This window comes from Thalassobaculum salexigens DSM 19539, assembly GCF_000423805.1.
GTDB classification, from domain to species: Bacteria; Pseudomonadota; Alphaproteobacteria; order Thalassobaculales; family Thalassobaculaceae; genus Thalassobaculum; species Thalassobaculum litoreum.
Genome location: NZ_KE384094.1, coordinates 728661 through 755520, shown reverse-complemented (window position 1 = coordinate 755520; position 26860 = coordinate 728661). Strand labels below are relative to the sequence as shown.

The 26860-nt window shown below is 67.6% G+C and carries 27 protein-coding genes and 1 tRNA gene; 15 read left to right on the top strand and 13 right to left on the bottom strand.

Annotated elements, in window-relative coordinates; translation table 11 throughout:
- The first annotated feature begins 84 nt into the window (after positions 1-84).
- The 3 genes from G578_RS0118730 to G578_RS0118720 all read left to right on the top strand — a co-directional run bounded on the left by G578_RS0118730 (position 85) and on the right by G578_RS0118720 (position 4091).
- Positions 85-1509, top strand: a complete 1425-nt coding sequence (locus G578_RS0118730; RefSeq protein ID WP_028795551.1) for a dihydrolipoyl dehydrogenase family protein — start codon at positions 85-87, stop codon at positions 1507-1509.
- A gap of 19 nt (positions 1510-1528) precedes the next feature.
- A complete protein-coding gene (locus G578_RS0118725) occupies positions 1529-2893 on the top strand; it encodes a sensor histidine kinase (RefSeq protein ID WP_028795550.1) in 1365 nt (454 codons plus the stop codon).
- A gap of 289 nt (positions 2894-3182) precedes the next feature.
- Complete coding sequence (locus tag G578_RS0118720; RefSeq protein ID WP_028795549.1) at positions 3183-4091, top strand: pantoate--beta-alanine ligase; 909 nt, start codon at positions 3183-3185, stop codon at positions 4089-4091.
- Here G578_RS0118720 and gpt read toward each other — a convergent pair.
- The 3 genes from gpt to G578_RS0118705 all read right to left on the bottom strand — a co-directional run bounded on the left by gpt (position 4066) and on the right by G578_RS0118705 (position 6420).
- Complete coding sequence (gene gpt, locus G578_RS0118715; protein WP_028795548.1) at positions 4066-4572, bottom strand: xanthine phosphoribosyltransferase; 507 nt, start codon at positions 4570-4572, stop codon at positions 4066-4068. The genes G578_RS0118720 and gpt overlap by 26 nt on opposite strands.
- A 73-nt stretch (positions 4573-4645) precedes the next feature.
- The gene (locus G578_RS0118710) at positions 4646-5101 is read right to left on the bottom strand and encodes a DUF4864 domain-containing protein (RefSeq protein ID WP_028795547.1); all 456 of its coding nucleotides are present in this window, start codon (positions 5099-5101) and stop codon (positions 4646-4648) included.
- 128 nt (positions 5102-5229) lie between these two features.
- Complete coding sequence (locus G578_RS0118705) at positions 5230-6420, bottom strand: hypothetical protein (RefSeq protein WP_245565645.1); 1191 nt, start codon at positions 6418-6420, stop codon at positions 5230-5232.
- A 297-nt stretch (positions 6421-6717) separates the two neighbouring features.
- Here G578_RS0118705 and G578_RS0118700 point away from each other — a divergent pair.
- The 6 genes from G578_RS0118700 to G578_RS0118675 all read left to right on the top strand — a co-directional run bounded on the left by G578_RS0118700 (position 6718) and on the right by G578_RS0118675 (position 12112).
- Positions 6718-6794: transfer RNA gene (locus tag G578_RS0118700), tRNA-Arg, on the top strand.
- 204 nt (positions 6795-6998) lie between these two features.
- On the top strand, positions 6999-8249 hold the full coding sequence (locus tag G578_RS0118695; protein ID WP_028795545.1) for a branched-chain amino acid ABC transporter substrate-binding protein: 1251 nt from the start codon (positions 6999-7001) through the stop codon (positions 8247-8249).
- Positions 8250-8350: 101 nt separating this feature from the next.
- A complete protein-coding gene (locus tag G578_RS0118690; protein WP_028795544.1) occupies positions 8351-9301 on the top strand; it encodes a branched-chain amino acid ABC transporter permease in 951 nt (316 codons plus the stop codon).
- Positions 9298-10647 carry a branched-chain amino acid ABC transporter permease gene (locus G578_RS0118685; RefSeq protein ID WP_084619015.1) on the top strand — a complete coding sequence of 450 codons (1350 nt, stop codon included), beginning with the start codon at positions 9298-9300 and terminating at the stop codon, positions 10645-10647. Before G578_RS0118690 ends, G578_RS0118685 begins: the two co-directional genes overlap by 4 nt.
- Complete coding sequence (locus tag G578_RS0118680) at positions 10644-11411, top strand: ABC transporter ATP-binding protein (protein ID WP_028795542.1); 768 nt, start codon at positions 10644-10646, stop codon at positions 11409-11411. The genes G578_RS0118685 and G578_RS0118680 overlap by 4 nt, the downstream gene beginning before the upstream one ends.
- The gene (locus G578_RS0118675; RefSeq protein WP_028795541.1) at positions 11411-12112 is read left to right on the top strand and encodes an ABC transporter ATP-binding protein; all 702 of its coding nucleotides are present in this window, start codon (positions 11411-11413) and stop codon (positions 12110-12112) included. The genes G578_RS0118680 and G578_RS0118675 overlap by 1 nt, the downstream gene beginning before the upstream one ends.
- A 7-nt stretch (positions 12113-12119) precedes the next feature.
- Here G578_RS0118675 and G578_RS0118670 read toward each other — a convergent pair whose 3' ends face one another.
- The 3 genes from G578_RS0118670 to G578_RS0118660 form a co-directional block, all read right to left on the bottom strand.
- Entirely contained in the window at positions 12120-12431 is a 312-nt protein-coding gene (locus G578_RS0118670) for a hypothetical protein (protein ID WP_028795540.1), read from the bottom strand.
- Positions 12432-12549: 118 nt separating this feature from the next.
- The gene (locus G578_RS0118665) at positions 12550-13992 is read right to left on the bottom strand and encodes a mannose-1-phosphate guanylyltransferase/mannose-6-phosphate isomerase (RefSeq protein WP_028795539.1); all 1443 of its coding nucleotides are present in this window, start codon (positions 13990-13992) and stop codon (positions 12550-12552) included.
- A gap of 4 nt (positions 13993-13996) precedes the next feature.
- Entirely contained in the window at positions 13997-14557 is a 561-nt protein-coding gene (locus G578_RS0118660; RefSeq protein ID WP_051245005.1) for a D-glycero-alpha-D-manno-heptose-1,7-bisphosphate 7-phosphatase, read from the bottom strand.
- Positions 14558-14719: 162 nt separating this feature from the next.
- Here G578_RS0118660 and G578_RS0118655 point away from each other — a divergent pair, with 162 nt between their 5' ends.
- Positions 14720-15523 carry a hypothetical protein gene (locus G578_RS0118655; protein ID WP_028795537.1) on the top strand — a complete coding sequence of 268 codons (804 nt, stop codon included), beginning with the start codon at positions 14720-14722 and terminating at the stop codon, positions 15521-15523.
- Positions 15524-15529: 6 nt separating this feature from the next.
- Here the strand turns inward: G578_RS0118655 and G578_RS0118650 are convergent, their stop codons facing one another.
- Positions 15530-16945: a hypothetical protein gene (locus G578_RS0118650; protein ID WP_028795536.1), complete on the bottom strand. Its 1416-nt coding sequence runs from the start codon at positions 16943-16945 to the stop codon at positions 15530-15532.
- Between the two features lie 298 nt (positions 16946-17243).
- The gene (locus tag G578_RS0118645; RefSeq protein WP_028795535.1) at positions 17244-17852 is read right to left on the bottom strand and encodes a superoxide dismutase; all 609 of its coding nucleotides are present in this window, start codon (positions 17850-17852) and stop codon (positions 17244-17246) included.
- Positions 17853-18226: 374 nt separating this feature from the next.
- On the opposite strand from G578_RS0118645, the gene G578_RS29200 reads away from it, so the two are divergent.
- The gene (locus G578_RS29200; protein WP_084619013.1) at positions 18227-18835 is read left to right on the top strand and encodes an NUDIX hydrolase; all 609 of its coding nucleotides are present in this window, start codon (positions 18227-18229) and stop codon (positions 18833-18835) included.
- A 7-nt stretch (positions 18836-18842) separates the two neighbouring features.
- Here the strand turns inward: G578_RS29200 and G578_RS27050 are convergent, their stop codons facing one another.
- The 4 genes from G578_RS27050 to pcaC all read right to left on the bottom strand — a co-directional run bounded on the left by G578_RS27050 (position 18843) and on the right by pcaC (position 22380).
- Entirely contained in the window at positions 18843-19742 is a 900-nt protein-coding gene (locus G578_RS27050) for an NAD(P)-dependent oxidoreductase (protein ID WP_038015176.1), read from the bottom strand.
- Positions 19739-20962, bottom strand: coding sequence for a CaiB/BaiF CoA transferase family protein (locus G578_RS0118630; RefSeq protein ID WP_028795534.1), 1224 nt, complete (start codon positions 20960-20962; stop codon positions 19739-19741). The genes G578_RS27050 and G578_RS0118630 overlap by 4 nt, the downstream gene beginning before the upstream one ends.
- A 71-nt stretch (positions 20963-21033) precedes the next feature.
- Complete coding sequence (locus G578_RS27045; protein WP_038015175.1) at positions 21034-21945, bottom strand: NAD(P)-dependent oxidoreductase; 912 nt, start codon at positions 21943-21945, stop codon at positions 21034-21036.
- Between the two features lie 51 nt (positions 21946-21996).
- A complete protein-coding gene (gene pcaC / locus G578_RS0118620) occupies positions 21997-22380 on the bottom strand; it encodes a 4-carboxymuconolactone decarboxylase (RefSeq protein ID WP_038015174.1) in 384 nt (127 codons plus the stop codon).
- 228 nt (positions 22381-22608) lie between these two features.
- Here pcaC and G578_RS27040 point away from each other — a divergent pair, with 228 nt between their 5' ends.
- Both G578_RS27040 and G578_RS0118610 read left to right on the top strand, forming a co-directional pair.
- Positions 22609-23022 carry a dihydroneopterin aldolase gene (locus G578_RS27040; protein WP_038015330.1) on the top strand — a complete coding sequence of 138 codons (414 nt, stop codon included), beginning with the start codon at positions 22609-22611 and terminating at the stop codon, positions 23020-23022.
- 60 nt (positions 23023-23082) lie between these two features.
- Complete coding sequence (locus G578_RS0118610; protein WP_028795532.1) at positions 23083-24003, top strand: pirin family protein; 921 nt, start codon at positions 23083-23085, stop codon at positions 24001-24003.
- Between the two features lie 3 nt (positions 24004-24006).
- Here the strand turns inward: G578_RS0118610 and G578_RS0118605 are convergent, their stop codons facing one another.
- On the bottom strand, positions 24007-24765 hold the full coding sequence (locus tag G578_RS0118605; protein ID WP_028795531.1) for an SDR family NAD(P)-dependent oxidoreductase: 759 nt from the start codon (positions 24763-24765) through the stop codon (positions 24007-24009).
- Between the two features lie 134 nt (positions 24766-24899).
- Between G578_RS0118605 and G578_RS0118600 the strand changes: the two genes are divergently transcribed.
- Together G578_RS0118600 and G578_RS0118595 are read left to right on the top strand one after the other, a co-directional pair.
- Entirely contained in the window at positions 24900-25886 is a 987-nt protein-coding gene (locus G578_RS0118600) for an SMP-30/gluconolactonase/LRE family protein (RefSeq protein ID WP_051245004.1), read from the top strand.
- 31 nt (positions 25887-25917) lie between these two features.
- Positions 25918-26856: a hydroxymethylglutaryl-CoA lyase gene (locus G578_RS0118595; RefSeq protein WP_028795529.1), complete on the top strand. Its 939-nt coding sequence runs from the start codon at positions 25918-25920 to the stop codon at positions 26854-26856.
- Positions 26857-26860: the final 4 nt, after the last annotated feature.

The window sequence follows — 26860 nt, the reverse complement described above, 5'->3', positions numbered from 1 at the left end:
GTCTTACCCCGGAATAAATCCGGGGAGTGAGGAGATACCGGGGAGTGAGGAGATGAAGATGAAAGCGCGTTCCGGAGCTCTTCCATGACCGAGACGATCCAGGCCGATATCTGCGTCATCGGCGCCGGCTCGGGCGGGTTGTCGGTGGCCGCCGGGGCATCGCAGATGGGCGCGTCGGTGGTTCTGTTCGAGAAGGCCGAGATGGGCGGCGACTGCCTGAACGTGGGCTGCGTGCCGTCCAAGGCGCTGCTCGCCGCCGGGCATGCGGCTCATGGTGCACCCCAGGCCGCGCGCTACGGCGTCGACGCGTCGGTCCAGGCTGTCGACTGGGCGCGGCTGCGCGCCCATGTGCAGGGCGTGATCGCCGAGATCGCGCCGATGGATTCCGTCGCCCGCTATACCGGCTTCGGTGTGCGGGTGGTCCAGGCCGAGGCGCGCTTCACCGGCCCGCGGAGCGTCGAAGGAGGCGGCATCCGGGTCGAGGCGAAGTTCGTGGTGATCGCCACCGGCTCCACCCCCGCGGTGCCGCCGATCCCGGGGCTCGACGGCGTCGCCTTCCTGACCAACGAGACGGTGTTCGACCTGGCGGAGCGTCCCCGGCGGCTGCTGGTGCTCGGCGGCGGGCCGATCGGCTGCGAGCTGGCCCAGGCCCATGCGCGGCTCGGCTGCGAGGTCGTGCTGGTCGAGGCGAAGGCGCTGCTCGGCACCGAGGATCCCGAAGCAGCCGAGGTGGTTCGTCTGGCCCTGCGGCGCGACGGTGTGGAGCTGCACGAAGGAGCCGCCGCCGTCCATGCCGGCCCGACCGGCGACGGGGTCGACCTGGTGGTGCGCGGCGAGGCGGGTGAGACCGTGCTGAGCGGCAGCCATCTGCTGGTGGCGGTCGGGCGCCGCGTCGGGTTCGAGGGGCTGGACCTGGCCCGCGCCGGGATCGAGACCGACGAACGCGGCTGGCTGAAACTCGACCGGCGGCTGCGCACCAGCAACCGCCGCGTCTTCGCCGTGGGCGATGCGGCGGGCGGCGCCCAGTTCACCCATCTGGCCGGGTTCCATGCCGGCATCGTCATCCGCAACGCCCTGTTCCGCCTGCCGGCCAAGTCGGATCCGGTGCTGCCCCGGGTGACCTATACCGCGCCGGAACTGGCCAGCGTCGGGGCCGACGAGGCGGCGCTGCGGGCGCGGGGCGAGGCGTTCGAGGTCCTGCGCTGGCCGTTCTCCGAGAACGACCGGGCAATCGCCGAGCGCGACGTCGACGGCTTCACCAAACTTTACGTCTCGCCAAAGGGTCGTATTCTGGGGGCCGTCGTGGTCGGCACGGGGGCCGGAGAGATCGTCTCGCTATACACCCTGGCGATTGCCAAGAAGCTGAAGGTGTCCGACATCGCCGGCCTCGTCGTGCCGTATCCCACGCGCGCCGAGGTCGCGAAGCGGGCCGCCGGAAGCTGGTACGTCCCGAAGCTGTTCTCCGCGCGCACCCGGCGTATCGTGCGCTTCCTGATGCGCTTCGCCTGAGCTTCCGGCGGATCGGACGATGCGGTCGCTTTCCTTTCGCGTCCTGTGCCTGACCATCTTCTTCGTGATGGTCTCAGAAGTGCTGATCTACACCCCGTCGATTGCCCGCTTCCGGCTGACCTATCTGACCGAGAAGCTGGACAAGGCGCATCTGGCGGCCCTGACCATCGACGGCTCGCCCGACCGGGTGATCAGCCAGGAACTGACCTTCGAACTGCTGGATCATGTCGGCGCCTACGAGATCGTGGTGGAGGGCCCGGAAGGCGATACCAGGTCGCTGAGCCGGCCGATGTTCCCGCCGGGCGAGGTCGAGGTCTCGCTGTATGAGCCCATGCCCATGGCCCTGGTCTTCGATGCGTTCGACGCCCTGTTCCAGACCGGCAACCGGATCCTTCGGGTGACCGGGCCGGCGCCGATGGAGCCGGCGAGCACGGTCAGCATCACCATCGACGAGTATCCGCTGCGCACGGTGATGTACGACTACTCCTGGCGCATCCTGACCCTGTCGGTGCTGATCTCGGTGTTCACCGCCGCCCTGGTCTTCGTCAGCCTGCGCTGGCTGCTGGTGCGGCCGCTGGAGCGGATCACCGAGAGCCTCGTCGCCTTCCGCAAGCGCCCGGAGGACCGCGGCACGGACCTGGACGACCGGGGACGCCGCGACGAGATCGGCGTGGCGCTGCGCGAGCTTGGCCTGATGAAGGAGGAGATGCGCGCCGCCCTGCGGCAGCGCACCCGTCTGGCCGCTCTGGGCACGGCGGTGAGCAAGATCAGCCACGACCTGCGCAACATGCTGTCCACCGCCACCCTGATCTCCGACCGGCTGGCCATGAGCCAGGACCCGGACGTGCAGAAGGTGACGCCGACCCTGGTGAAGGCGATCGACCGGGCGGTGGCGCTCTGCTCGACCACCCTCAACTTCACCCGCGAGACGCCGCCGCTGACCCTGGCGCCGGTCCGCCTTGCCGACCTGGTGGCCGAGCTGCGGGCGGAACTGGCGGAGCTGAAGGACAAGGACGTCGAGGTCCTGCTGAGCCAGGAAGGGGATATCATGTTCCAGGCCGATCGGGACCAGATGTTCCGGGTCGTCGCCAATATCGCCTCCAACGCGGTCAATGCCGGGGCGGATACCCTGCGGGTGAGTGCCTGGGAGGCATCCGGGCGGCTGCTGGTGGATATCGCCGATAACGGGCCGGGCATCCCGGAGGAGGGGCGCGGCCGGCTGTTCCAGCCGTTCCAGTTCTCCACCCGGCGCGACGGCACCGGGCTCGGTCTCACCATCGCCCGCGATCTGGTCCAGGCCCATGGCGGTACGCTGACCTTGGAGCGGACGGGCTCCGACGGATCGACCTTCCGCATGAACCTGCCGGCGCGCACCGTGGTGTGACACGATTGCCGCCCGTCCCGGATCGGTGGGTGCGGGGAGCAGATTTTGCTTTGCCGGAGTTCGTTTTTGCGGTGTAGCCTTTGGCCGAATCGGGCGGATTTGGCGTGGCCTCGCACCGTCGATGCCGGGCCGAAGCCACAAGGGATGCACGGCCAAGAACGTGCGTTGAACATAAGTCTCCTGCCAGGAGGGTGGAGGGCCGTTTTTCCGCACTGGAACGGCACGGATCTCCGCGCCCTGTGATTTCCGGTCCCCAGGACCGGAATGTCGGGACCACGGGTGAATGCCAATGTCGAAGCGCGTTGGAAAATCGGAGAGCGACCGGGGCGGTCCCTACGACCCGGCGGTGTCCTTCAACCTGGATGGCGACGAGGGTGCGGATGTCGAGGTGGTCTCGGATGTCTCGGCCCTGATCGGATATCTGGCCGACTGGCGCGAGGACGGGTGTTCCATCGGGCTCGTGCCGGTGCTCGGCGAGGCCCATGTGGGCCATCTGGTGCTGCTGGCCCTGGCCGCCCGGGAATGCGACCGGGTGGTGGTGGCGGCCGGACCCCGGGCCGACGTTCTCACCGATCCGGTCGGGCGGTCGCTGCTGTCGCGCAATGGCGCCGACGTCCTGTACGCGGCCGCGCGGGAGGTCGATCCGCTTCCGGTGGATGACCTCCCCGACTTCGCCGTGGCCATGGAGGGCGAGTACGGCCGCCGGTCGCTGACCGAGGCGGTCGGTAAGATCGAGCGGCTGATCGGCCTGATCGCGCCGGATCGCCTGTACCAGAGCGGTGCGGTGTTTCAGCGGGCCTGTGTGCTGGCGTCCCGGCTGTCGGGCCGGGACGGGGCGCCGCTGATCCGGGTGGTGGACGCGGCGCGCGGTCCCGGCGGCATCACGCCGGTGGCGGAGATCGACCGGCTCGACGAGGCGGGCCGGGAACGGGTGGCCAGTCTCAGCCGGATCCTGCAGCGCATGGCCGGCAGACTGGCCGACGGGGTCAGCACGCCCGCCGGCGAGATTGCCTGGGGCCTCGACGCCCTGAGCGCCGCCGAGTTCGACGGCATCGACTATCTGGAGGTGCGCAATCCGCGCACGCTGGAGCCGGTGGACCGGGCCGGAGCGCCGGCCCGGGTCTTCGTCGCCGTGCGGATCGGCGACCTGCGCTTCGTCGACAGCGTGCCGGTCAGATCGGCGGACGCAGACCGATGATCGGGTCGACCGGCCGCGGCTCCAGATCCCAGGGGAAATAGATCCAGGTGTCCTGGCTGACCTCCGTCACGAAAGTGTCGACCAGGGGCCGTCCGGCGGGCTTGGCGTAGATCGTGGCGAAATGCGCCTTGGGCAGCATGGCGCGCACCACCTTGGCGGTCTCGCCGGTATCGACCAGGTCGTCGACGATCAGCCAGCCGGCGCCGTCCTTGGTGAGGGAGGGCGGCTTGACCACCTTCAACTCGCCGCGCGGGCCGTCATAGCCGGCGTAGCTGGACACGCCGATCGTGTCGATCATGCGGAGTTCCAGTTCGCGGGCGACGATCGCCGCCGGCACCAGGCCGCCGCGGGTGATGCCGATGATACCCTCGAACGGGCCGACATCCAGCAGCCGCCAGGCCAGGGCCCGGCCGGTGCGGTGCAGCTCTTCCCAGGAGACCGGAAAAGAGCGACGCGGATCGTCGTCCTTGCTTGCATTCATGGGGGATAGCCTCCGCACGTCGCCTTGATACTCCGGCTATAACGGCCCCATGGCGCGGTGGCAATGTGTACGCTCAGGTGGTGCGGTCGGACAGGGTCTCGAGCACCACGCCGTCGATCTTCCAGCTTCCGTCCGGCTGCCGTTCCATGAAGTAGAACGCCCGCCGGGCGACCCCGTCCGGACCGATGACGAAGACCGGCTGGGTCGGACGGCCGTCGAGGATGGTGGCGTCCTCGAACTCGAAGACCCGCGGCCGGGCGACCGCCTCGTAGGCGCCCGTCACCATCGAGCGGAACCGCTCAGCAGTGCCGAACATCGTGCGGATATCGGGGGAGGCATAGGAAAAGGCCTTGTCCCAGGCATCGGCGCGGAAGGCGTCCACCTGGGCCGAGATGACCCCGCGGAAGGCGGCGGCCTCATCGGCGGTCTGGGCGGATGACGGTGTCGAAAGCAGGCCGAGCGCGACAAGCGCCGCGGCGATCGGGCGAAGCAGGCGCAGAAGAAGCTGGCGCAGAACAGATCGGATCATGGGGCACCTCCACCGGTCTTTACGAGGCGCGGCGCCGATCCGGATCACCCGGCCGGAAAGCGAAGGGGCGGCTCGGATCGATCTCCGGCCGCCCCTGTCTCATGCTGTTTCCGCGCTCATTTCTGCGCTCAGCGCACGTAGATGCGGACCTCGTTGGTGCGCGCATCCGGCGCCGACTGGGCCGACAGGGCGACCCGGCCCGGCGGCAGGCCCATCTCCTGCAGGCTGCGGAACACGGTCTGGGCGTTGCGCTTGGCCTGGTTGGCGTCCAGGGCGTTGCGGCCCTGGTTGGCGGATTGCGGGCTGACGGCGATGACGTCGAAGATCGCCTCCGGCCGGGTCTCCAGCGCGCGGCGGACGGCGCTGTACAGCGGCTGCTCGTACTCGACGCCGGGCCGGTCGAAGCGGATCACCACCAGCGGACGGCGTCCGGCCACGCCGGTGCTCGCCGGGGCCGGGAAGCTGGCGCCGCCCGGGGTCGCCGAGGCCATGGCCCCGCCGCCGAAGGAGCGGTTAGCCAGGCTGGTGCCGAACAGCTCGCCGTTCTTGATGGCGACGGCCATGGTGTTCAGGTCGTTGCGCTCGTTCGCGGCGTAGGAGCTCTGGCGGCGGATGTCGTCGCTCAGCTCGGTCAGCAGGCGGTCGATCAGCACGACGGTCTGGTTGGTGTCGTCCTCCAGCACCGCGAGCTGCTCGTGGTCGGCCTCGACCGCGCCGGACAGGCCGTAGGCGGCGCGCACGGACTCAAGCAGATAGGTCGACAGTGCCGCGTCGGAGGACACCCGGTTGGCCAGGGCGTTCATGTTGGAGATATCGGTGTTCACCTGCTCCAGCTGGCGCTGGGCGCTGTTCCACTGATCGACGAGTTGCGGGTTGCCCGGCGTGGTGCCGACCTGCAGGCGGGATTCGATGCCGGCGACCGTCTGGTGGTAGTTCAGCGCGTTCTGGGCGGTGGTGGCACGCAGAGACTGCAGCGTGCCGTTATGGCCGCGGATGCTGTCCTGCAGGCGGACCAGATCGCCGCGCAGCTGAATGACCTTTTCGCCGACGAAGGTTCCGGTCGGTTCCATCGTGGCCGGCGGACGAACCTCGAAATTGGTGCTGCCGAGCGGCGGCGGGCCGCCGACCATCGCGGAGCCCGCGCGTTCTCCGGCAGACGGCTGAATGGCAACGGTCTCGGCCGCCGGTGAGTCGGCGCTTGGCGCTTCACCGGTCAGAGACGGCCACAGCGAATCGCTGCTGAACGAGCACCCCGCAAGGGCGAGTACGCCGGCACCGATAACGGCGAGGCGGCGCATGGAGTCGAACGATTCGATCACCGCGTCATCCCTTTTAATTCCCAACCCGGACCCCCGAAGAACGCGTGCCGCTCCCCCTCGCGACTGGGCGCGCTCCATGATGCGATACGCGGCGTTAGGAGCCAAGGGATGTCTCTACAGAGAATTCCATCGGCTTTCGTCCAGCGACCCCGCTCACAAATCACTGCTGGGATACTACTTAAACCACGGAATCCGAACAAGTTCTTTTGCCCGTGGCTTTTTCGTATCAGGGCTCTTGCCAAGCGTGAGGGGTTTGAGTAGGTTGCGCCTCCTTCGCGGGGGGCACCCCACGAATTGGCGCCCGTAGCTCAACTGGATAGAGCACCTGACTACGGATCAGGAGGTTGGGAGTTCGAATCTTCCCGGGCGCGCCACTTATCCTCCCGGACCATTCCCAATCCGTCAGTAACGTCTGCGCGAATTAGCCGCCGCGCCGGGTCGCCCATAGCGCGAATCGGGCGCTGCCCGCTGTGCGGTCGCCGCGCTTGACCGGCCTTGTGGCACCCGCCATGCTTTCCGAAGCGGCGGATCACCGCGACCAATAAGTGGTGACCGACCCTTTCCAGAGGGAGGAATACATGACGGTTACCCGTAGGGCGGCGTTTGCCGCGACGCTCGGATTTGCTCTGGCGGTTTCCGCCGGCGCCCAGGCCGCAGACCCCATCAAGATCGCCTTCATCGACCCGCTTTCCGGACCGTTCGCCACCACCGGCGAGTCCGGCCTGCGGTCCTTCGAGTTCGCCGCTGAAACCCTGGTCAACCAGAAGGGCGGCGTGCTCGACGGCCGGATGTTCGAGATTGTGCCGCTGGACAACCAGATCAGCCCGAAGGAGAGCCTGATCCAGCTCAAGCGGGCGATCAGCGACGGCATCAACTACGTGGTGCAGGGCAACTCGTCGGGCGTGGCCAACGCGCTCACCGATGCCATCGAGAAGCACAACAAGCGTAATCCCGACCAGCGCGTGCTGTTCCTGAACTACTCGGCGGTCGACCCGGCGCTGACCAACGAGAAGTGCAACTTCTGGCACTTCCGCTTCGACGCCAACGCCGACATCAAGATGGACGCGCTGACCGACGCCATCGCCGAGAACCAGGACATCAAGAAAGTCTACATCATCGGCCAGGACTACAGTTTCGGTAAGGCCGTGGCCGATGCGGCGGTGAAGATGCTGGGCGAGAAGCGTCCGGATATCGAGATCGTCGGCAACGAGCTGCACCCGATCGGCAAGGTGAAGGACTTCACCCCCTACGCCACCAAGATCAAGGCGTCGGGCGCCCAGGCGGTGATCACCGGCAACTGGGGCGCCGACATGGTCGGCCTCGGCAAGGCGATCATCGAGGCCGGCGTCGACGCGCCGATCTATACCTATTACGGCGCCCATGACGGCATCACCGCCACCTTCGGCGAACTGGGCGAGGGCATCATCCGCTCGGTGCGCGAGGGCAGCCTCAACCCGCCGACGCCGGAGTTCAAGGCGCTGAACGACGGGTTCAAGGCCAAGTACCCGGACAACGACATCAACCAGCCGCGCATCTTCAACACGGTGGCGATGCTGGCGATGGCGATCGAGAAGGCCGGCACGACCGATCCGGTGAAGGTCGCCTATGCCCTGGAAGGGATGGAGTACGACACGATCATGGGCGGCAAGGTGTGGATGCGGCCGTCCGACCACCAGGCGATCCAGGACGTCCATATCTCGGTGCACACCAATAAGGACATCGTGGTCGACGCCGATAATTCCGGCTACGGCCTGAAGGATGAGAAGACCGTCACCATGGCGGGCAAGGACAGCCCGACAAGCTGCGAGATGGAACGGCCGGACGCCTGATCCGGACGATCCGCGCGGTGCCGATCCCGCCCGCCCGGGCGCGGGCCGGCGCCGCGCATCGCCCTTGCCCTCCACGCCTTGGCCGATGACGGGACGCGTGCATGGTCGAACTTGTGATTTTTTCGCTGCTGAACGGGCTGGTCACGGGCCTACTGCTGTTCATGCTGTCGAGCGGGCTCACGCTGATCTTCAGCATGATGGGCGTGCTCAACTTCGCCCATGCCAGCTTCTACATGCTGGGGGCCTATTTCGCCTACACGATCTCCACCTATGTGGGCTTCTGGCCCGGGCTGATCGTCGCGCCGCTGCTGGTCGGCCTCGCTGGCGCGCTGGTGGAACGCTACGGCCTGCGCCACGTGCACAGGCACGGGCACGTGGCCGAGCTGATCTTCACCTTCGGGCTGGCCTTCCTGATCGAGGAGATCGTGCAGTTCTTCTGGGGCAAGGCGACCAAGGACTATTCCGCGCCGGAGCTGCTGCAGTTTCCGTTGTTCACGCTCTACGGCCAGAACTTCCCGGCCTACAAGGCCTTCATGATCCTGATCTCGGTTGGCATCTTCATCGGCCTGTTCACGGTGCTGAGCCGCACCCGGGTCGGGCTGATCATCCAGGCGGCGATCACCCATCCGCACACCGTCTCCAATCTCGGCCATAACGTCCCGCTGGTGTTCATGGGCGTGTTCGGCGTCGGCTCGGCCCTGGCCGGGCTCGCCGGGGTGATCGCCGGGCCGGCGCTCGGCACCTTCCCGGGCATGGCCTTCGTGCTCGGCTCGATCGTGTTCGTGGTGATCGTGGTCGGCGGTCTGGGCTCGCTTCCGGGCGCCTTCGTCGCCTCGCTGCTGATCGGCTGGCTGCAGACCTTCGCCATCGCGCTCGACTGGTCGGTCAGCGACCTGCTCGACATCCTCGGCATCAGCTTCGACTCCGAGCACGTATTGCGGGACCTGTGGACCCTGTCGCTGCCCCAGGTGGCGCCGATCCTGCCCTACATCCTGCTGGTCCTGATCCTGATCTTCCGCCCGCGCGGGCTCATGGGGAAACGCGAGACATGAGCGCCACCGAGACGGGTTCCGCGGCGACCGCCAAATCCGGCGACCGGACGGGGGCCGAGCCGGCCTGGAAGCGGGTGGCCGACGACCAGATGCGCCGCGGCGCCTTCCGGCGCACCCTGCCGGTCTGGGGGGCCGCCTTCGTCGTCCTGATGATCATGCCGCTGCTGTTCTCCTCGGCGGTCGGCGTGACGATCATGAACCAGATGGGCATCTCCATCGTCTTCGCGCTCAGCTACAACATGCTGCTGGGCCAGGGCGGGATGCTGTCCTTCGGCCACGCCGTCTATTTCGGGCTGGGCGGGTTCCTGTCGGTCCATGTGATGAACTACGTGGAATACGACGGCTGGTGGCTGCCGTTGCCGCTGCTGCCCTTCGTCGGCGGGCTGTTCGGCCTCGCCTTCGCCATTCCCATCGGTAGCTTCTCCACCCGCCGGGCGGGCACGGTCTTCGCGATGATCTCGCTCGGCGTCGGCGAGCTGGTGGCCGCGTGTTCGATCATCTTCGTCGCCTTCTTCGGCGGCGAGGAGGGGGTGAGCGGCGACCGCACCATGGGCCCGCCGGTGTTCGGTTCAGAGTTCCTGAGCGAGGTGGAGGTCTACTACCTGATCGCCGGCATCGTGCTGGTCGCGGCCCTGTTCATGTACCTGTTCTCCCGTACCCCCGCCGGCCGCATGGCCAACGCGGTACGCGACAACGAGGAGCGGGCCGAGTTCGTCGGCTACAGCCAGCGCTATGTCCGCTTCGTCTCGTTCTGTGCGTCGGGCTTCTTCGCCGGCATGGCGGGCGGCCTGTTCGCCATCAACTACGAGATCCTGACCGAGGAGAACCTGAACCTGGTGACCTCCGGCTGGGTGCTGCTGATGGCCTTCATCGGCGGCGTCGGCTTCTTCGTCGGGCCGATCGTCGGCGCCATCGTGCTGACCCTGCTGCAGACCGTGCTGTCCAACCACACCGAGCTCTGGCAGCTCTATGTCGGCATCCTGTTCGTGCTGACCGTGATGTACGCGCCGCGCGGCCTGACCGGTCTGGTGGCCATGCATGGGCCGGCGCTCAGGACCGGGCGGCTGGGCATTCTTGCGCGCGCCTATGGTGCGGCCGTCGTGCCGCTGCTCGCCTTCCTGGCCGGGGTCGTGCTGTTGCTGGAGATGGGGAACGTCGCCAATCAGAGCGTCGTCGGCGAGAGCGAGGCCCATGTCTTCGGCCTGACTCTGGACGTGAGCACGGTCGCACCCTGGCTCGTCGCCCTGGCTCTGGCGGCGGGCGGCGGCTACGCCCTGGTCCGCCTGGCACCGCGCCTGCGCGACGCCTTCGCCCGGGCGACCGGCCAGGCGGGAGCGCCGTCATGACCGCCGCGCTGCAGATGCAGGGGGTGCGCAAGAGCTTCGGCCCCACCGAGATCATCCGCGGCATCGACCTGGAGATCCCGACCGGCGAGCGACATGCGATCATCGGGCCGAACGGGGCCGGCAAGTCGACCCTGTTCCACCTGATCAGCGGCAAATACTCAAAGACCGCCGGCCGCATCCTGCTGAACGGGACCGAGGTGACGGAGCTCCAGCCCTATCAGATCAACCGCATGGGTCTGAGCCGGTCGTTCCAGATCACCAATATCTTCCCGCGGCTCAGCGTGTTCGAGAACGTGCGCTGCGGCCTGCTCTGGTCGATGGGGTACCGCAACAGTTTCTGGCGCCTGGTCGATACCGAGCGCGCGTTGAACGAGCGGGCGGCGCAGATCCTGGACGAGATCGGCCTGCTGGAGCGCTGCGACCTGCCGGCTGGCGTGCTCGCCTATGCCGAGCAGCGGGCGCTGGAGATCGGCATCACCATCGCCGGCGGGGCGGAGGTCATCATGCTGGACGAACCCACGGCCGGGATGAGCCACAGCGAGACCGAGGGCGTGGTCGAGCTGATCCGCCGGGTCACCCAGGGCCGTACCCTGGTCATGGTCGAGCACGACATGGGCGTGGTCTTCAACCTGGCCGACCGGATCTCGGTGCTGGTCTATGGCGAGATCATCGCCACCGGCACGCCGGAGGAGGTGCGCGCCAGCAAGGCCGTGCAGGAGGCCTATCTCGGTGCGGTGGATGCCGGGGAAGGGGAGGCACACTGATGCTCCAGGTCACCGACCTGCACGCCTATTACGGTAAGAGCCACATTCTGCGGGGCGTCAGCTTCGACGTCGGCGAGGGTGAGATCGTCAGCCTGCTCGGGCGCAACGGGGTGGGCCGCAGCACCACCTGCAAGGCGATCATGGGCGAGGTGCCGCCGGTCGGCTCGATCCGCCTGCGTGGCCAGGAGATCGCCGGGCTGAAGCCGCATCAGGTCGCCCATCTCGGCATCGGCTACGTGCCGGAGAACCGCGACATCTTCCCGACCCTCACCGTGCGTCAGAACCTGATCCTCGGCATGAAGTCGGCCAAGCCGAAGCCGGGCGACCGCTGGTCGATGGACGACATGTTCGAGCTGTTCTCCAACCTGAAGGAACGCGCCGACGTGGTGGCGGGCGCGCTCTCCGGCGGCGAGCAGCAGATGCTCACCATGTGCCGCACGCTGATGGGCGACCCGGACCTGGTCATGGTCGACGAACCGACCGAGGGGCTGAGCCCGCTGATGGTGGAGAAGGTCGCCGTGCTGCTGGAGGAGATCGCCCGGCGCGGCATTTCCATTCTGCTGGTCGAGCAGAAGCTGACCATCGCGCTGAAGATCTCCCAGCGCCTCCTGGTGATGGGCCATGGCCATCTGGTCTTCGAGGGGACACCGGCGGCGTTCGCCGCCGACGATCAGGTGCGCCGGGAATGGCTGGAAGTCTGAGGTTCGGTCAGTCGCTCTTGGCCTGCCGGATTTCCGTGACGTAGCCGGCCTGGATCGCCTGATAATAGGTGGCCGCGCACAGGGCGGTCACCGCATTCTCGCCGCGCTTCAGCGCGCTGCGGAGATCCGCCAGCGCCGCCCGCTGGTTGGCCGCGCCGAACATCGAGCGGCTCGACGGGTCGCGGCCGATGCGGTCGGCCAGGCCGCCGCCATAGCAGTAGTGAATCACCGCCTCGTAATAGCCCGGACCGCGGTCGGCGGCGCTGACCGCATGGCTGATGAGGAGGAGGCAGAGGACAAGAACCGGGAGGCGATGCATGGCGGGGGCGGGGATCAAAAGGTCGGGCGAATCACCCGACCAGTGTTCCACGGTTCGATTTATTTTTTAATAAAATTTCTCTGATCTTTGAATTGTATTTAACGGGCGCCTGGATCCGCTATCGTGGCGATCCGCTGCGGCCGTAGACGTCGTCCAGCCGCACGATGTCCTCTTCCGACAGCATGTCGCCGGACTGCACCTCCACGATCGCCACCGGCACGTCGGTCGCGTTCTCCAGCCGGTGGACCCAGCCCAGCGGGATGTCGATCGACTGGTGCGCGGACAGGTCCACCACGTCGAGCGTGTCGGCCGAGGGGCCGAGGGTGACCCGGGCCCGGCCCTCGATCACCACCCAGTGCTCGGCCCGGTGGGCATGGGTCTGCAGCGACAGCCGGCCGCCCGGATTGATGCGGATCTGCTTCACCAGGAAGCCGTCGCCCATATCCAGGTTCCGGTATGACCCCCAGGGACGGTGCACCATGGCGTGGCCGTCGACCTGCCCGTAGCCTTCCGCGCGCAGCCGGTCGACGACGGTGCGGATCTCCTGAACCCGGTCGCCATCGGCGACGAGCACCGCGTCCTCGGTCGCGACCACGACGGTGTTGCGCAGGCCGAGGGTGGCGATCAGCGGACCGTGGGAGATGGCGACGGTCCCATGGCTGTCCAGTTGGCTGACGGGGCCGGCGGCGGCATTGCCGTCGGCGTCGCGGCCGAGCGCGTCGGCCAGGGCGTCGAACGAGCCGATATCGCTCCATCCCGGATCGCAGGCCACCACCGACGCGGTCTCGGTGCGCTCCATGATCGCCACGTCGATCGAGACCGACCGCATGCCCTCGTAGGCCTCGGCGCCGAGACGCAGGAAGTCCAGATCGGACCGCGCGCCGGCAAGGGCGGCGCGGCAACCGTCCAGCAGGTCCGGGGCGAAGCGGGCCGCCTCGCGCGTCAGCGTGGCGGCGGAAGCGAGGAAATTTCCCGAGTTCCAGAGGTATCGTCCATCGGCCAGGTAGGTGCCGGCGGTCGCGGCGTCCGGCTTCTCCACGAACCGGGACACCGGACGGACGTCGCGATCCGCCGCCCCGCCGGCCAGGATATAGCCGTAGGAGGTCTCCGGCCGGCTCGGGGAGATGCCGAAGGTCACGATCCGCCCGCCCCGCGCCGCCGGCAGGGCGGTGGCGACGGCGTCGCGGAACGCCTGGGGCCGGGTCATGGCGTGGTCGGCGGCGAGCAGCAGAAGAACCGCGTCGGCATCGCCGGCCAGCAGGTGCAGGGCCGCGGCGAGGGCGGCCGGCGCGGACCCGCGGGCGGCCGGCTCCAGCAGGATCGCCGCCGGCTCGATCCCGACCGCTCGCAGCTGCTCGGCGACGATGAACCGGTGCTCGGTGTTGGCGACCACCAGGGGCGGGGCGAACGTCGCCGGGTCGCAGACCCGCAGCGCGGTGGTCTGCAGCAGCGAGTGGTCGCCCTGCAGCGTCAGGAACTGTTTGGGATAGGCGGTGCGGGACAGCGGCCAGAGCCGGGTGCCGGCCCCGCCGGACAGCAGGACGGGATGGATCGTCGTCACCGTGTCACTCCTGGGCCCGGGTGCGCGGACGGGTGCGCAGAATGGCGGCGGTGAACGCGTCCAGGTCGCCGGCCTCGAACAGATAGCCGTCGATCCCGGCGGCCGCGGCCGCATCCATGTCGCTCTGCCGGTCGCCGATCATGAACGAGCCGGCCCGGTCCACCGGCCAGGCGGCCATCAGGTCGAGCAGCATGCCCGGGGCCGGCTTGCGCCAGGATGCCTTGTCGGCGAAGCGCGCGGCCTGATGATCAGGATGGTAGGGACAGTAGCGCCAGTCGTCGACACGGGCGCCCTGCCGCAGCAGCGCCTCGCCCATCCAGCGATGCAGGCTCTCCACCGCGTCGGTATCGTACAGCCCGCGGGCGATCCCCGACTGGTTGGTGACCACGAAGACCCGGAAGCCGGCGGCGTTCAGCCGGGCCACCGCCGCCGGCGCGCCGGCGACCCAGGCGATCTGGTCTGGGCGGTGGGCGAAGCCGGCATCCACATTCAGCACGCCGTCGCGATCGAGAAAGACGGCAGGGCGCGGCTCGGTCTCCGGCACGGGCGGGGACAGGCGGGGCATTCGGGGCGTCCGATTCGTTTCGACGGAGCCTCTATAGGCCGTCCGGCCCCGGGAGGCGACTCGCGAAAGCCCCCCGAGTCGTATGAAGGTCGGTCAACGTGTACACGCTATTGGCGTATGGATCGTCTCTTAACTCGGGCTATCAGGGATGGGAGTCGAGCCATGATCACAATACCCTACAAGAACCGACTGCTGACGAACGTCGGATCTCTGGTCGTGCCGGAGAAGGACCTGTTCGCGGAGTATTTCCTGCGGCTGAACGCGCAGCTCAACCAGTACGGGCTGCAGATTGCGGTCGATGACGACATGAGCGGCTTCGATCAGGTCTGCCGCGAGACCGGCAAGTTCATGCCGAACGCCTTCAACCCCGCCGCCGTGCCGTTCCCCCGCGGGGCGGCACTGTGGATGAGCGTGCACGACGCGACGTCGGAGCGGATCGCCACCTTCGCGATCCGCCTGTTCGACCTCGGGCAGCGCACGCTGGGCGACTGGCTGTCGACGCTGTCGTTCTTCTACAACACGCCGGCCCGCGACATGGCGAGCGGCGAGCGCTTCGTGCTCAGCGAGGAGGCGGACGCCTATGCCAATGCGGTACGGCGCAACTGCACCTATATCGGCGGGCTGTGGCTGGCACCGGCCTGGCGCGGCCGCACGGTGCTGGCGGAGGTACTGACGACGGCGGGCTGTGCCCTGGCGCTGGCCAAGTGGGACGCGGCCCCGATGGTGTCGATCGCCGAGGACGAGGTCTATGCCAAGAACGCCTCGAAGTACCGCTTCAACGAGGCCCATTCCGGCGTGCGCTGGCTGCGCCCCCACAAGCCGGAGCGTAGCCGCATGTGGCTGCTGGGCCGGACGCGCGACGCCGTGGTGGCCGATGTGACGCAGTTCGTCGAGCGGCCGGACGCGCATCCGCTGGTGGCGGCCCCGACCGGCGTGCCGGCACGGGAGGTGCGGGCCGGAGGCTGATCGTCCTCAGATCGGGGCGGCGTGTTCCAGCTCGCAGGTCGACAGCAGCGCGCTGACGCGCTCGCCACCCTCGCCGGCACCGAACAGCGGCACGGTCAGGCGCGACCACTGGACCATCTGGAGGCCGTCGCTGGCGGCCACCACGCCGTTGCAGCGGTGCAGTACCGGCTCGCGCCGGCGCTGGACGGACCGCAGGTCGCGCTGGACACAGAGGCCGAGCCCGCGGTCGGGCACGTCGATCAGGCGGGAGCCTTCCATGGCCCGGTGGACCCGGTCGTCCCAGACCTGTACCCCGCCGGGCGCGTAGCGGGCGATCCGCAGATCCTCGTTCGCGTCGATCACCAGGAGCTTGGTGCGGGTCTGGAACAGGCCCAGCCGTTCCAGGTCGCGCAGCATCCCCTCGCCGGTCCCGGCAGCGGCCTTTTCCTCCTGCCAGCGCGTGAGAATGACGGAGAAGGGGTGGGTCGCGGCCCAGGCCTGGCTGGAGGCGAGAATCTGGTGGATCGGCGCCTCGATGCTGTCGACCAGGGTGAGCGGCTCGTCATTGGCGGCGATGCGGCAGATCGCCCGCAGCCGGTCGATGAGCTGGACAGGGTGGCCCTTCTCGCGCACCCAGGCCATGCCGTTCCACCAGGCGAAGGTGAGTTCGCCGGCCATCGGCGCCCAGACCTCGCACAGGGCGACGAGCTGGTTCAGCGCCTCCCGGCGGATCGCCACCGGGTCGAGCGCCACCACCTCCGGGACCGACGAGCGGAAGGACGTGCCGTGCAGGCTCCACTTGCGCTTGATGCCGACCCAGCCCAGCGAGCGCAGGGCGAAGCTGACCATCTCCGGGGTCGACTCGACCAGGCGGCGGTCCTTGAGGCAGTCGGCGGTGTTGACGGGCGCCAGCCACTCCGCCATGGCGAGGCTGCGGGCGAACCGCTCCTCGTCGACATGGCCGTGATCGTCCAGATCCTGCCGCAGCGGCGAGGCGAGCGGATAGCGCAGGGTGTCGGAGAGTTCGTAGGGCTGGGGCATGGGGAACGCCTCCGCCCCCCAGACCGACTGATCCTCGCCGATATCGTCCCGGCGCTGGCTCATCATCGTATCCAGGTAGCGGCAGGCGCTCTCTGCCTCCAGAAAGGCGATGTCGACCGGCTCGGCGTCGCGGTCGACCAGCACCAGTTCGATCAAGGTGCTCGGGGCTTCTTCGGCAAGATGCAGCGGCAGCGCCTGCAGCGCCTCGGCGCAGGCGGTGCTGGGATTGAGGCGCACGACCGTGCGGTCGGACTGGATCCCGACATCCACCCAGCCGAAATGGTGCAGCATGGTGAACAGCATCGCCGCTTCGCCACCCGCTCCGTCGGAATGGCGGTCCTCGCGACCTGCCTGGGTCAGCCAGAACCCCCTGCCGACGCCGTTTCCGTCGTCTTCCCCCATGCCCAATCGCCCCTGGACAAAATTTAGCAGCACAAAAACTGTCGCATGCCCACGTCAACGCAAACAAGCCCGATTCGCGCGAGGGGATGCTGATTTGTCAATGGTTGAATAGTGGTGGGGCATACTAGAGGGGCCGTTGTAATAAACTACGGCGATGCTGCCCGAAAAGAGCAAGGTCGGCGCCAAAGGGTTACTTTCGGCGCCGACCTTGTGTCAATTGTCGACAGTTTGCTGGTCTCTCAGTCACCCTTTGCGATTAGATCGAAAAGGGTGATGAAAGCAGAGTTGATCGGGCCGATCAGGACGCCTGACCGAAGATCTCGGCGACGCGCTCCCAGTTGACCAGATCGTTCACGAACGCCTTCACGTAATCCGGACGGGCGTTGCGGTAGTCGATGTAGTAGGAGTGCTCCCAGACGTCGCAGCCGAGCAGGGCGGTGCCCTCGCCGGTGGCGAGCGGGTTCACGCCGTTCGGGGTCTTGGTGACGGCGAGCTTGCCGTCCTTGCCGAGGATCAGCCAGCACCAGCCGGAGCCGAACTGGCCGACGCCGGCCTGGACGAACTCGTCCTTCATGGCGTCGACGCTGCCGAAGTCGGAGACGATCTTCTTCTCCAGCTCGCCCGGAATGGACCCGCCGCCATTCGGCTTCATCCATTTCCAGAACTCGACGTGGTTCCAGTGCTGCGCGGCGTTGTTGAACAGGCCGCCGCCCTTGCCGCCGTCATAGGAGGCCTTGACGATTTCCTCGAGCGACTTGCCCTCAAGGCCGCTGCCCTCGAGCAGCTTGTTGCCGTTGGTGACGTAGGCGTTGTGGTGCTTGTCGTGGTGGTACTCCAAGGTCTCCTTGGACATCACCGGCGCCAGGGCGTCATGGGCATAGGGAAGATCGGGAAGTTCAAAGGCCATGGGTTGCTCTCCTCGTGTGAAACTCTTGACCGGCAGGCGTGCTGCCCGCCGGGGGCCGGTGCGCGGGATGTAAACGAGTGCGGAGCCGCGTCGTTCCCGGCCGCACGTCACCATGTAATAGCAAGAGATTTCTTGTCTAGAGGCTTGCTGCTCGAACGAGAGGTGTCACCGCCCGATTTCTCGTGGCCCGGCGCCAACTAAATCGCTACGGGTATTTCAGTTTTCGATGGAGCCTGTCGGGATAGGTCCGATGGTCCGCTTGCGTGGAGGCAGCGGTGCGCTGTTCACGGGGGAGGATTCTCGGTGACCAGAACATTCCGCTCGCCCGCGTCTATCCGCTTCCCACGCTGAAATGACAAACGGAAGTGTAAGCAATGCCTATACGGAAGTTTACAAGCATTAACGATCTGCCGTCGCCACAGCATTGGCACGAATTGGGACGGGAGCGGATCTATGCGAGCCCATGGGTCAACTTAGATCTTGTCGACATTCAGCCCAACAGAGGCGATCGGTACAAACACCATGTGGTCGATATTCCGTACAAAGCGGTGTGCGTGATAGTCCATCATGCAGAGAATGGTGTCCTGATGCTCTACCGTCATCGGTTCATCACAGGAACAACGGGTTTCGAGCTTCCGGCCGGCGGTGTGTCAGAAGGGGAGACGGCTGAGACTGCCGCGGCGAGGGAAGTCCTCGAAGAAACCGGCTGGGCAGTGAGCAGCCCAAAGGTCTTTCTGGAAGCCAACGCATCCGATGGAGTGAGCACCCAAAAATTCAGCTTTGCCATTGCTCGAGCGGAATCCGAAGTCGAAGAACCCAGGGATCGCTACGAGTTTCAAGAGCTTTACTGGGTGCCTGTAGAACGGTTGCAGGAGCTGATCGCGGCCGGAATGATCCCGAGTTGTTCGGCAATAGCGGCCCTCATGTACGCCATTGCCGAACACCTAATTCATCCCACGAAAGTCCCCCGGACAACGCTATGAGTTCTGCTTATTGGGGCAGTCCTGTCTTCTCCGCCACCGCTTCCAGGAACTCCTCCAGGCTTTCCGGGTCCTTCCCGGCGAAGCGCTCGCGCAGGCCGAGATCGGCGACCCACATCTGCCGGTCGCGGGTGCCAAGTGCCGTGGACGGCTCCAGCCCCAGGTCGCGCAGGGTGTCGGCGACGCTGTCCATCTCGATGGCCCGGCGCTTTCCGTGCAGAGCCATGCGGCCCATGTGGAAGGTCGCCACCTGGCGCCAGTCGAGGCCGGGGAAGGTCGACTGGATGGAGGCCAGCACCCGGTCGGCCACGCCGGCCCGGTCCGCCGCCACCAGGCTCTCGCACAGAATCGCCTCGATGCCCTTCATGAAGACCGAGCGGGCCATCTTGATGGTCGAGGCCTGGCCGATCTGCGTGCCCACCACTTCCACATTCATGCCGAGGCTCGTCATGGTCTCCGCGACGGCTTCCGCCGCCTCGCCGGCCAGCAGCATCGGCACCACATGGCCGCGCCCCAGTACGGTGTCCATCACCGCCACGTCCACGTAGCGGGCGGCCGAATTGCTCTCCACCGCCTTCGCCGCCTTCACCTTCTTGCCGGGAGCGCAGGAGTTGAGGTCGAGATAGAGCTGGCCCTGGCGAAGGTGCGGGGCGGCACTCTCCGCTGCCTCCAGCGCGCGCTCGGAGGTCACTGTCGACAGGATCAGGTCGGCCTCGGCCACCGCTTCCGCCGGGGTGTTGCAGGCTTTGGCGCCGAACCCTTCCGCCTTGGCCCGCCAGGCGTCGCGGGTGGCCGGGTCGGCGGCCAGGATGTCGTAGGTGGCAACGGACTTGGCCCCGGCGCCGAGCAGGCCCCTGGCGAGTTCGGGACCGGCCTCGCCGAAGCCGATGAACGCAAGCTTCACGCTCATCCGACCGCTCCCGCCTTGCGCAGGGCCGCAATCTGCTCGCTGCCGTAGCCGAGCTCTGCCAGCAGACCGTCGGTATCGCCGCCGAGCTCCGGGCCGGGGCGTTTCGGCGGGGCCGAGCCGGAATTGCGGATCGGATGGGCAACCATGCGGAAGGCCTCCTCAAGTCCCAGTGCCGCACCGTTGGGCGGCGGGGCGAAGTCGTGGATGCCGTCGCGCTCGGCGACGAAGGGATTGTCCATGGCGTCGGCGATGTCGAGGATCGGCGAGGCGGGGACGGTGCCGCCGAACTCCACCATCCATTCCGCCGTGGTCTTCGCGCTCAGCGCCTCGTCCAGAATCTCCTGGATGGCGGGGCGTTCGGCCAGACGGTCTTTGAAGGTGGCGAAGCGCGGATCGGTCGCCAGCTCCGGGCGTCCGATCTTCCGGCACAGCGCCGGCCAGAACTTCTCCTTGTTGCACATCAGGTAGATCCAGCCGTCCCTGGTCTTATAGGTCTGACACGGGGTCAGAGACGGATGGGCCGAGCGCGGCAGCCGGTCCTGCACATGGCCGGCGTTCAGGTACCAGGTGGAGAGATAGGTCACCGTGTGCAGCGCCAGGTCGAACAGGCTGACATCGACGTCGCGGCCCTCGCCGGAAGCGCGCGCCTGAAGGATCGCCGAGCTGACGCCGAAGGCCATGGTCACACCGGTCATCAGGTCGACCACCGACAGGCCGAACCGGCTCGGTGGCGAACCGGGCTCGCCGGTGACCGAGAACCAGCCGGCTTCGGCCTGCATCAGGTAGTCGTAACCCGGCCAGGTCTTGCGCGACCCGTCGCGGCCATAGGCCGAGAGGTGGCCGCAGACGATCTTCGGGTTCACGTCCTTCAGGCTGGCGTAGTCGAGACCGAGCTTCTCCGGCACGTCGCCGCGCAGGTTGTTGGTCACGGCGTCGGCGGTGGCGGCCAGTTCCCGGAAGATCCGCCGCCCCTCGTCGCTGCGCAGGTCGAGGGCGACGCTGCGCTTGTTCAGGTTGAACGAGTGGAAGAACTGGCTCTGCCGGCCGTCGTCGTCGAAGAAATACGGACCGACGCCGCGCGCCATGTCGCCGCCGTCGGCCGGGTTCTCGATCTTGATGACCTCGGCGCCCTGGTTGGCGAGATACATGGTGCCGAACGGTCCGGCACCATACTGCTCGACCGCCAGGATGCGGACACCCTCCAGCGGCTGGCCTGCCATGGCCTCCTCCTCTCGTTCGTTTCCTCCGCCCGCCGCCCCTTTTGCTCAGAGACGTTCCCGGGCCGCGTGGCTCAGGCCTTCGGACCCTTCAGCTTGATCGCGTTGGCCTTTTCCAGGACCTCGATCGTCGCCTCGTGGTTCGCGGTCGGCATGACCTCGTTGTAGCCGGCCCAGATCTCGTTCAGCGAGGCGAGCAGCGGCGCGAACATGTCCTGGTCGCCGGCGAGCCCGGCGGCGATGCCCACGTCCTTGGCCATCAGCGCGGTGGCGAAGCCGGAATTGTAGGTCCGCGGCAGCACCGACTGGTGATACTTGCGCTCGGTCGACGAGTTGCGGCCGGTCGAGACGTTCAGGATGTCGACCATGGCGGACGGCTCGAGGCCGAACTTCTGACCGATCAGCAGCGCCTCGTTCGCGGCGGTCAGGCCGACGGCGGAGAGATAGTTGTTCAGGCACTTCATCGCGTGACCGGCGCCGAGAGGGCCGCAGCGGAAGATGTTCTTCCCCGTCGCCTCGAAGGTCGGCATGACCTTGGCGAGCGCATCCTCGTCGGAGCAGCCGACCATGATGGACAGGCTGGCCTTGTCGGCGCCCGTCACGCCGCCGGAGACCGGCGCGTCGATCAGGGTGATGCCCTTGGCCGCCAGCTCGTCGCCCAGCGCCCGGGTGCCCATCGGCGCCGAGGAGCTCATGTCGACCACGATCTTGCCCTCGGCGAACCCGGCGGCGAGGTTGTCGCCGTCGCCGAAGCAGATGCGGCGGACGACCTTGCCGTCGGGAACGATGGTGACGATGACGTCCGACATCTCCGACAGGGCGGCGAGGCTGGAGGCCCGCTTGGCGTCGAACTCGTCGGCGAAACGGCCCAGCTTGTCCTGGTCCAGGTCGAAGACGGCGATATCGACGCCGGCCTTCTTAGCATTGCGGGCCATCGGCCAACCCATGTTGCCGATGCCGATCCACCCGACGGTGATGTCGGACATGTCAGTAACTCCGTGATGTAGGGTTCCAGGTGCGGGGCAGGGCGGTGGGGATCAGTCGATCCCCATCTCCTTGAAGACCTCGCGGGCGTTGCGGAAGGCGTCGATCGCCGCCGGCACGCCGCAGTAGATGGCGGTCTGCAGGAAGACTTCCTTGATGTCGTCCTTGGTCAGCCCGTTGTTGATGGCGCCGCGGATGTGCAGACGCAGCTCGTGGCTGCGGCCGAGTGCGACCAGCATGCCGAGATTGAGCATCGAGCGCTGCTGCCGGCTCAGGCCCGGACGGCCCCAGACCTCGCCCCAGCAGTATTCGGTAACCAGTTCCTGCATCGGCATGTTGAAGTCGTCGGCGGCCGCGATCGACTTGTCGACATACTCGGCACCGAGAACCTCGCGCCGGTTCTTCAGACCGGCCTCGAACATGGCCTTGTCGCTCATGATTTTTCCTCCGATTTGTATACAAGATTGGCGCAGACCCTAGACCCGACGGACCTCCGCGCCAAGATAGGAAGGTGACGAGACGGGTTTCGCTCCCTCGATGGCGGGTTTGGGACGACAAAACCCCATCCTTGCGTCTAGGGTGCGCACCGCTCGACGACGCGCAACCCCGTAATTTTCCGGGTGCGAGAACTGGCTGAGAAGAGGACGATGGCGCCCGAGGGACCGATGACCTTCACGATCGAAGAACCGCGCGCGGCCGACACCACCGAGGTGGTCGACGCCCTTTATACCGTGCGGATCAACGCCCTGGTGGTGGATTTCCAGATCGGCATCCATGCCCATGAACAGGGCGTGCGCCAGCGCGTGCGGGTCGACATCGCCGTCGATGTGACCCGTCCCGAGGGCGGCTTCCGTGAGGACTACGCCCGGGTCTATTGCTACGAGCGCATCGTCAAGGCGGTCCGCGCCCTGGCCGGCGGCGGCCATGTGAAGCTGGTGGAGACCCTGGCCGACCGGGTCGCCGAGATCTGCCTGGCCGACGAGCGCGCGCAGCGGGCGGAGGTCACGATCTCCAAGCTCGACGTGTTCCACGACGCCGAAAGCGTCGGCGTGACCGTGGTGCGCCGCCGGGTCGGGTAGGCAACACTCCCCACCGGCCTCGATTTGGCTTACCCTGCGGATGTCAAAAGGGGGGTGGCCATGAGCACATTGCAGGAACTCGATCCCGACTGCTACGCCGACGGAAACCCGAACGCCGTTGATGTGGTGATCGTGCCGCGCGCCCGGGACATCGGCGGCTTCGAGGTGCGCCGCGCGCTGCCCTCGGCCAAACGGCAGATGATCGGGCCGTTCATCTTCTGGGACCAGATGGGGCCGGCCTCGATGCCGGTCGGCGAGGGGATCAACGTCCGCCCGCATCCGCATATCGGGCTCGCTACCCTGACCTATCTGTTCGACGGCGAGATCCATCATCGCGACAGCCTCGGCACGACCCAGCCGATCCGGCCGGGCGAGGTCAACCTGATGACCGCCGGCAAGGGCATCGTGCATTCCGAGCGGATGGACGACGCGGTGAAGGCCATGGGGCCGCACCTGTTCGGCATCCAGTCCTGGATCGCCCTGCCGAAGGCCAGCGAGGAGGTGGCGCCCGCCTTCGAACACCGCGACCAGACGGCGCTGCCGACCCTGGAGGCGGAGGGCAAGGCGGTGCGGATCATCGCCGGCTCCCTGTGGGGCGCGACCTCGCCGGTCACCACCTTCTCCGAAATGATATACGCCGACGTCGCGCTGGAGACCGGTGCGCGTCTACCGATCCCGGCCGAGCACGAGGAGCGGGCGATCTACGTCTCCGAAGGGACCGTGGTCATCAACGGCGACCGGTTCGAGTGCGGCCAGCTCCTGGTCCTGCATCCGGGCGACCCGGTCACCGTCGAGGCGGCGAGCCGGGCCCGCATCCAGGTACTGGGCGGCGAGCCGATGGACGGCCCGCGCTTCATCTGGTGGAACTTCGTGCACTCGTCGAAGGACCGGATCGAGTCCGCCAAGGCGGACTGGAAGGCCGGCAAGTTCGACGTCGTCCCCGGCGACGAGGAGGAGTTCATCCCGCTGCCGGAGAAGTGACGCTCAGCCGACCCGAACCATCGCGCCGTCGACCGGGATCGCCGCGCCGCTGATGTAGCGGGCGAGCGGCGAGGCGAGGAACACCATCAGCACCGCCAGGTCCTCGGGCTCGCCGAAATAGCCGGCCGGGATGAACCGGTCGATGAAGGCCTGCCGGCTCTCCTCGGTCGGGTGCAGGCGGTTGTCGATCTGGTCGGAATGGATCCGTCCCGGCGCGATCGTGTTCACGGTGATCCCGAACGGCGCCAGCTCCAGCGACATCGTGCGCGACCAGGACTGCAGCGCCGCCTTGGCCGGCATGGCGGCGTTCATCGAGTGGCCGACCATGGCACCGGTCACGTTGACGATGCGGCCCCAGCGGCGCTCCTTCATCCCCGGCACGATCGCCGCCGACAGCCGCCGCGCCGCCTCGAAGTTCAGCTTGAACGACGCCTCCCAGAACGCCTCGTCCCAGGGGTCCTCCATGGGCCGCGAGCCGCCGGCGTTGTTGATCAGGATGTCGATCGTGCCGCCGGCCGCCTCCAGGGCGCGCTCGGCGATCGCGGCGCAGCCCTCCACGCTGTCCAGGTCTCCGGTCACGGCCACCGGGGCCGGGCCGCCGGCCGCGACCGCCTCGTCGATCACCGCCTGCAGGGCGGCCTCCCGCCGGCCATGGATGATCACCCTGGCGCCTTCGCGGGCCATCAGCAGGGCGGCGGAGCGGCCGATGCCGGCCGACGCGCCCGAGATCAGCGCGGTCTTGTCGGAGAGAAGCAGGTCCATCTGTACGTCCTTACGTCCGGTGAGGTCCGCATGATGCCAGGGCGGGCCCGGCCCGCAAGGTGCCGAGGCGGCATGAGGCCGATGCATCTGGCCGTCTTTTCGCCCGGCGGGCGTGGCGCTACAGTCCCGTCGTCATGGATTATGTCATTACCCCCGATGCCGTCTCGTTCTTCGGCCGCGGTCTGCGGCGGCCGGAATGTGTCGCCTGTACCGAAGCCGGAGCGATCTGGGTCAGCCACGCGCTGCCGCAGGGCGGCGGCGGAGTCGTCCGGCTGGACGCCGACGGCACGCCCCATCCCATCGTCGCCGGCGAGGGCGCGCCCGCCGACTTCATGCCCAACGGCTGGTCGATGGCGCCGGACGGCTCGTTTCTGATCGCCAGTCTCGGCGACAGCGGCGGGGCGTGGCGGCTGTTCCCGGACGGGACGTGCACGCCGCTTCTGCTGCAGGTCGACGGCTATCCGGTGCCGCCGGTGAACTTCGTCCATCTGGACGAGGCAGGCCGGGTCTGGATCTCGATCAGCACCTGCCGGATCCCGCGCGACCGGGCGATGCACCGCGAGGTGGCGGACGGCTTCGTCATCCTGATGGACGCGATCGACCGCCCGGACACCGCCCGCATCGTCGCCGACGGCCTGGGCTATACGAACGAGGTGAAGGTCGACCCCTCCGGCCGCTGGCTCTATGCCAACGAGACCATGGCCCGGCGGCTGTCCCGTTTCGAGCTCAAGGGCGACGGGCTGGGTAGCAGACAGACCGTGGTCGACTATATCGACGGGGTGATCCCCGACGGTTTCGAGTTCGACGTCGAGGGCGGCGTGTGGTGCGCCAGCGTGATGAGCAACCGGCTGGTGCGTGTCGGCCCGGACGGCAGCCAGCACGTGATCCTGGAGGATTGCGATCCGGCGGAGATCGCCCCGGCCATGGCGCGGTGGCGCGACGGGGGCTTCACCCGCGACGACCTGATGATCGGCGCGAAGCGGCCGCTCAGGAACATCGCCAGCATCACGTTCGGCGGGCCGGACCTGAAGACGGTGTATTGCGGCTCGCTGGCGGGCGACGGGCTGGTGACCTTCCGCTCCCCGGTCGCCGGTGCGGTGCCGCCGCATTGGATGTTTTGAACAAACCGGCTGAATAAACGGAGGAAACGAGATGACCCAGGTGCGTAAGGTCGAGGTGACGGATGTCGGCCCGCGCGACGGCCTGCAGGCCGAGAAGCGGCTGATCCCGGCGGCCGAGAAGATCGCGCTGATCAACCGGCTGATCGATGCCGGCGTGCCGCGGATCGAGGCGACCTCCTTCGTGTCGCCCAAGGCGGTGCCGCAGCTCGCCGACGCCGCCGAGGTGATGGCCGGGATCGACCGCAGCAAGGGCGCGATCATCGCCACCCTGGTCCCGAACGGCCGCGGCGCCATCCGCGCCGCCGAATGCGGGGTCGACGAGATGGTGGTCTTCGTCTCCGCGTCGGAAAGCCACAACAAGAAGAACGTGAACCGCTCGGTCGAGGAGTCGCTGAAGGGCTTCGAGGAGGTCGCGAAGATCGCCGGCGACGCCAAGATCCCGGTGCACGGCGCCATCGCCACCGCCTTCGGCTGCCCGTTCGAGGGCAACGTGGCGCCGGAGCGGCTGGCGATGATCGCCAAGCGGTTCCAGGACATGGGCTTCGTCGGCATGACCTTCGGCGACACCACCGGCATGGCGACCCCGCCGACGGTGCGCGCCGGCGTGGCGGCGGTGCGGGAGGCCGCGCCGAAGCTGACCATGGGCCTGCATTTCCACAACACCCGCGGCATCGGCCTCGCCAATGTCATGGTCGGGCTGGACGAGGGCATCGACAAGTACGAGAGCTCGTTCGGCGGTACCGGCGGCTGTCCCTTCGCGCCGGGCGCCACGGGCAATATCTGCACCGAGGATCTGGTCTACCTGCTGCACGAGATGGGCATCGAGACCGGCATCGACCTGCGCAAGCTGATGGCGATCGGCTGCGACGTGGAGACGGTGGTGGGCCACCCGCTGCCGGGGCAGGTGATGAAGGCCGGGCAGCGGCTCGACCTGCATGACATGGACGCCGTGCGTACCGCGGAAGGGTGAGCAT

What these genes read in the sequence shown, in the direction of transcription:
- G578_RS0118730 (WP_028795551.1), top strand. Translation starts at nt 85, where the DNA reads ATGACCGAGACGATCCAGGCCGATATCTGCGTCATCGGCGCCGGCTCG.
- G578_RS0118725 (WP_028795550.1), top strand. Translation starts at nt 1,529, where the DNA reads ATGCGGTCGCTTTCCTTTCGCGTCCTGTGCCTGACCATCTTCTTCGTG.
- G578_RS0118720 (WP_028795549.1), top strand. Translation starts at nt 3,183, where the DNA reads ATGTCGAAGCGCGTTGGAAAATCGGAGAGCGACCGGGGCGGTCCCTAC.
- gpt (WP_028795548.1), bottom strand. Translation starts at nt 4,572, where the DNA reads ATGAATGCAAGCAAGGACGACGATCCGCGTCGCTCTTTTCCGGTCTCC.
- G578_RS0118710 (WP_028795547.1), bottom strand. Translation starts at nt 5,101, where the DNA reads ATGATCCGATCTGTTCTGCGCCAGCTTCTTCTGCGCCTGCTTCGCCCG.
- G578_RS0118695 (WP_028795545.1), top strand. Translation starts at nt 6,999, where the DNA reads ATGACGGTTACCCGTAGGGCGGCGTTTGCCGCGACGCTCGGATTTGCT.
- G578_RS0118690 (WP_028795544.1), top strand. Translation starts at nt 8,351, where the DNA reads ATGGTCGAACTTGTGATTTTTTCGCTGCTGAACGGGCTGGTCACGGGC.
- G578_RS0118685 (WP_084619015.1), top strand. Translation starts at nt 9,298, where the DNA reads ATGAGCGCCACCGAGACGGGTTCCGCGGCGACCGCCAAATCCGGCGAC.
- G578_RS0118680 (WP_028795542.1), top strand. Translation starts at nt 10,644, where the DNA reads ATGACCGCCGCGCTGCAGATGCAGGGGGTGCGCAAGAGCTTCGGCCCC.
- G578_RS0118675 (WP_028795541.1), top strand. Translation starts at nt 11,411, where the DNA reads ATGCTCCAGGTCACCGACCTGCACGCCTATTACGGTAAGAGCCACATT.
- G578_RS0118670 (WP_028795540.1), bottom strand. Translation starts at nt 12,431, where the DNA reads ATGCATCGCCTCCCGGTTCTTGTCCTCTGCCTCCTCCTCATCAGCCAT.
- G578_RS0118660 (WP_051245005.1), bottom strand. Translation starts at nt 14,557, where the DNA reads ATGCCCCGCCTGTCCCCGCCCGTGCCGGAGACCGAGCCGCGCCCTGCC.
- G578_RS0118655 (WP_028795537.1), top strand. Translation starts at nt 14,720, where the DNA reads ATGATCACAATACCCTACAAGAACCGACTGCTGACGAACGTCGGATCT.
- G578_RS0118650 (WP_028795536.1), bottom strand. Translation starts at nt 16,945, where the DNA reads ATGGGGGAAGACGACGGAAACGGCGTCGGCAGGGGGTTCTGGCTGACC.
- G578_RS0118645 (WP_028795535.1), bottom strand. Translation starts at nt 17,852, where the DNA reads ATGGCCTTTGAACTTCCCGATCTTCCCTATGCCCATGACGCCCTGGCG.
- G578_RS29200 (WP_084619013.1), top strand. Translation starts at nt 18,227, where the DNA reads ATGCCTATACGGAAGTTTACAAGCATTAACGATCTGCCGTCGCCACAG.
- G578_RS27050 (WP_038015176.1), bottom strand. Translation starts at nt 19,742, where the DNA reads ATGAGCGTGAAGCTTGCGTTCATCGGCTTCGGCGAGGCCGGTCCCGAA.
- G578_RS0118630 (WP_028795534.1), bottom strand. Translation starts at nt 20,962, where the DNA reads ATGGCAGGCCAGCCGCTGGAGGGTGTCCGCATCCTGGCGGTCGAGCAG.
- G578_RS27045 (WP_038015175.1), bottom strand. Translation starts at nt 21,945, where the DNA reads ATGTCCGACATCACCGTCGGGTGGATCGGCATCGGCAACATGGGTTGG.
- pcaC (WP_038015174.1), bottom strand. Translation starts at nt 22,380, where the DNA reads ATGAGCGACAAGGCCATGTTCGAGGCCGGTCTGAAGAACCGGCGCGAG.
- G578_RS27040 (WP_038015330.1), top strand. Translation starts at nt 22,609, where the DNA reads ATGACCTTCACGATCGAAGAACCGCGCGCGGCCGACACCACCGAGGTG.
- G578_RS0118610 (WP_028795532.1), top strand. Translation starts at nt 23,083, where the DNA reads ATGAGCACATTGCAGGAACTCGATCCCGACTGCTACGCCGACGGAAAC.
- G578_RS0118605 (WP_028795531.1), bottom strand. Translation starts at nt 24,765, where the DNA reads ATGGACCTGCTTCTCTCCGACAAGACCGCGCTGATCTCGGGCGCGTCG.
- G578_RS0118600 (WP_051245004.1), top strand. Translation starts at nt 24,900, where the DNA reads ATGGATTATGTCATTACCCCCGATGCCGTCTCGTTCTTCGGCCGCGGT.
- G578_RS0118595 (WP_028795529.1), top strand. Translation starts at nt 25,918, where the DNA reads ATGACCCAGGTGCGTAAGGTCGAGGTGACGGATGTCGGCCCGCGCGAC.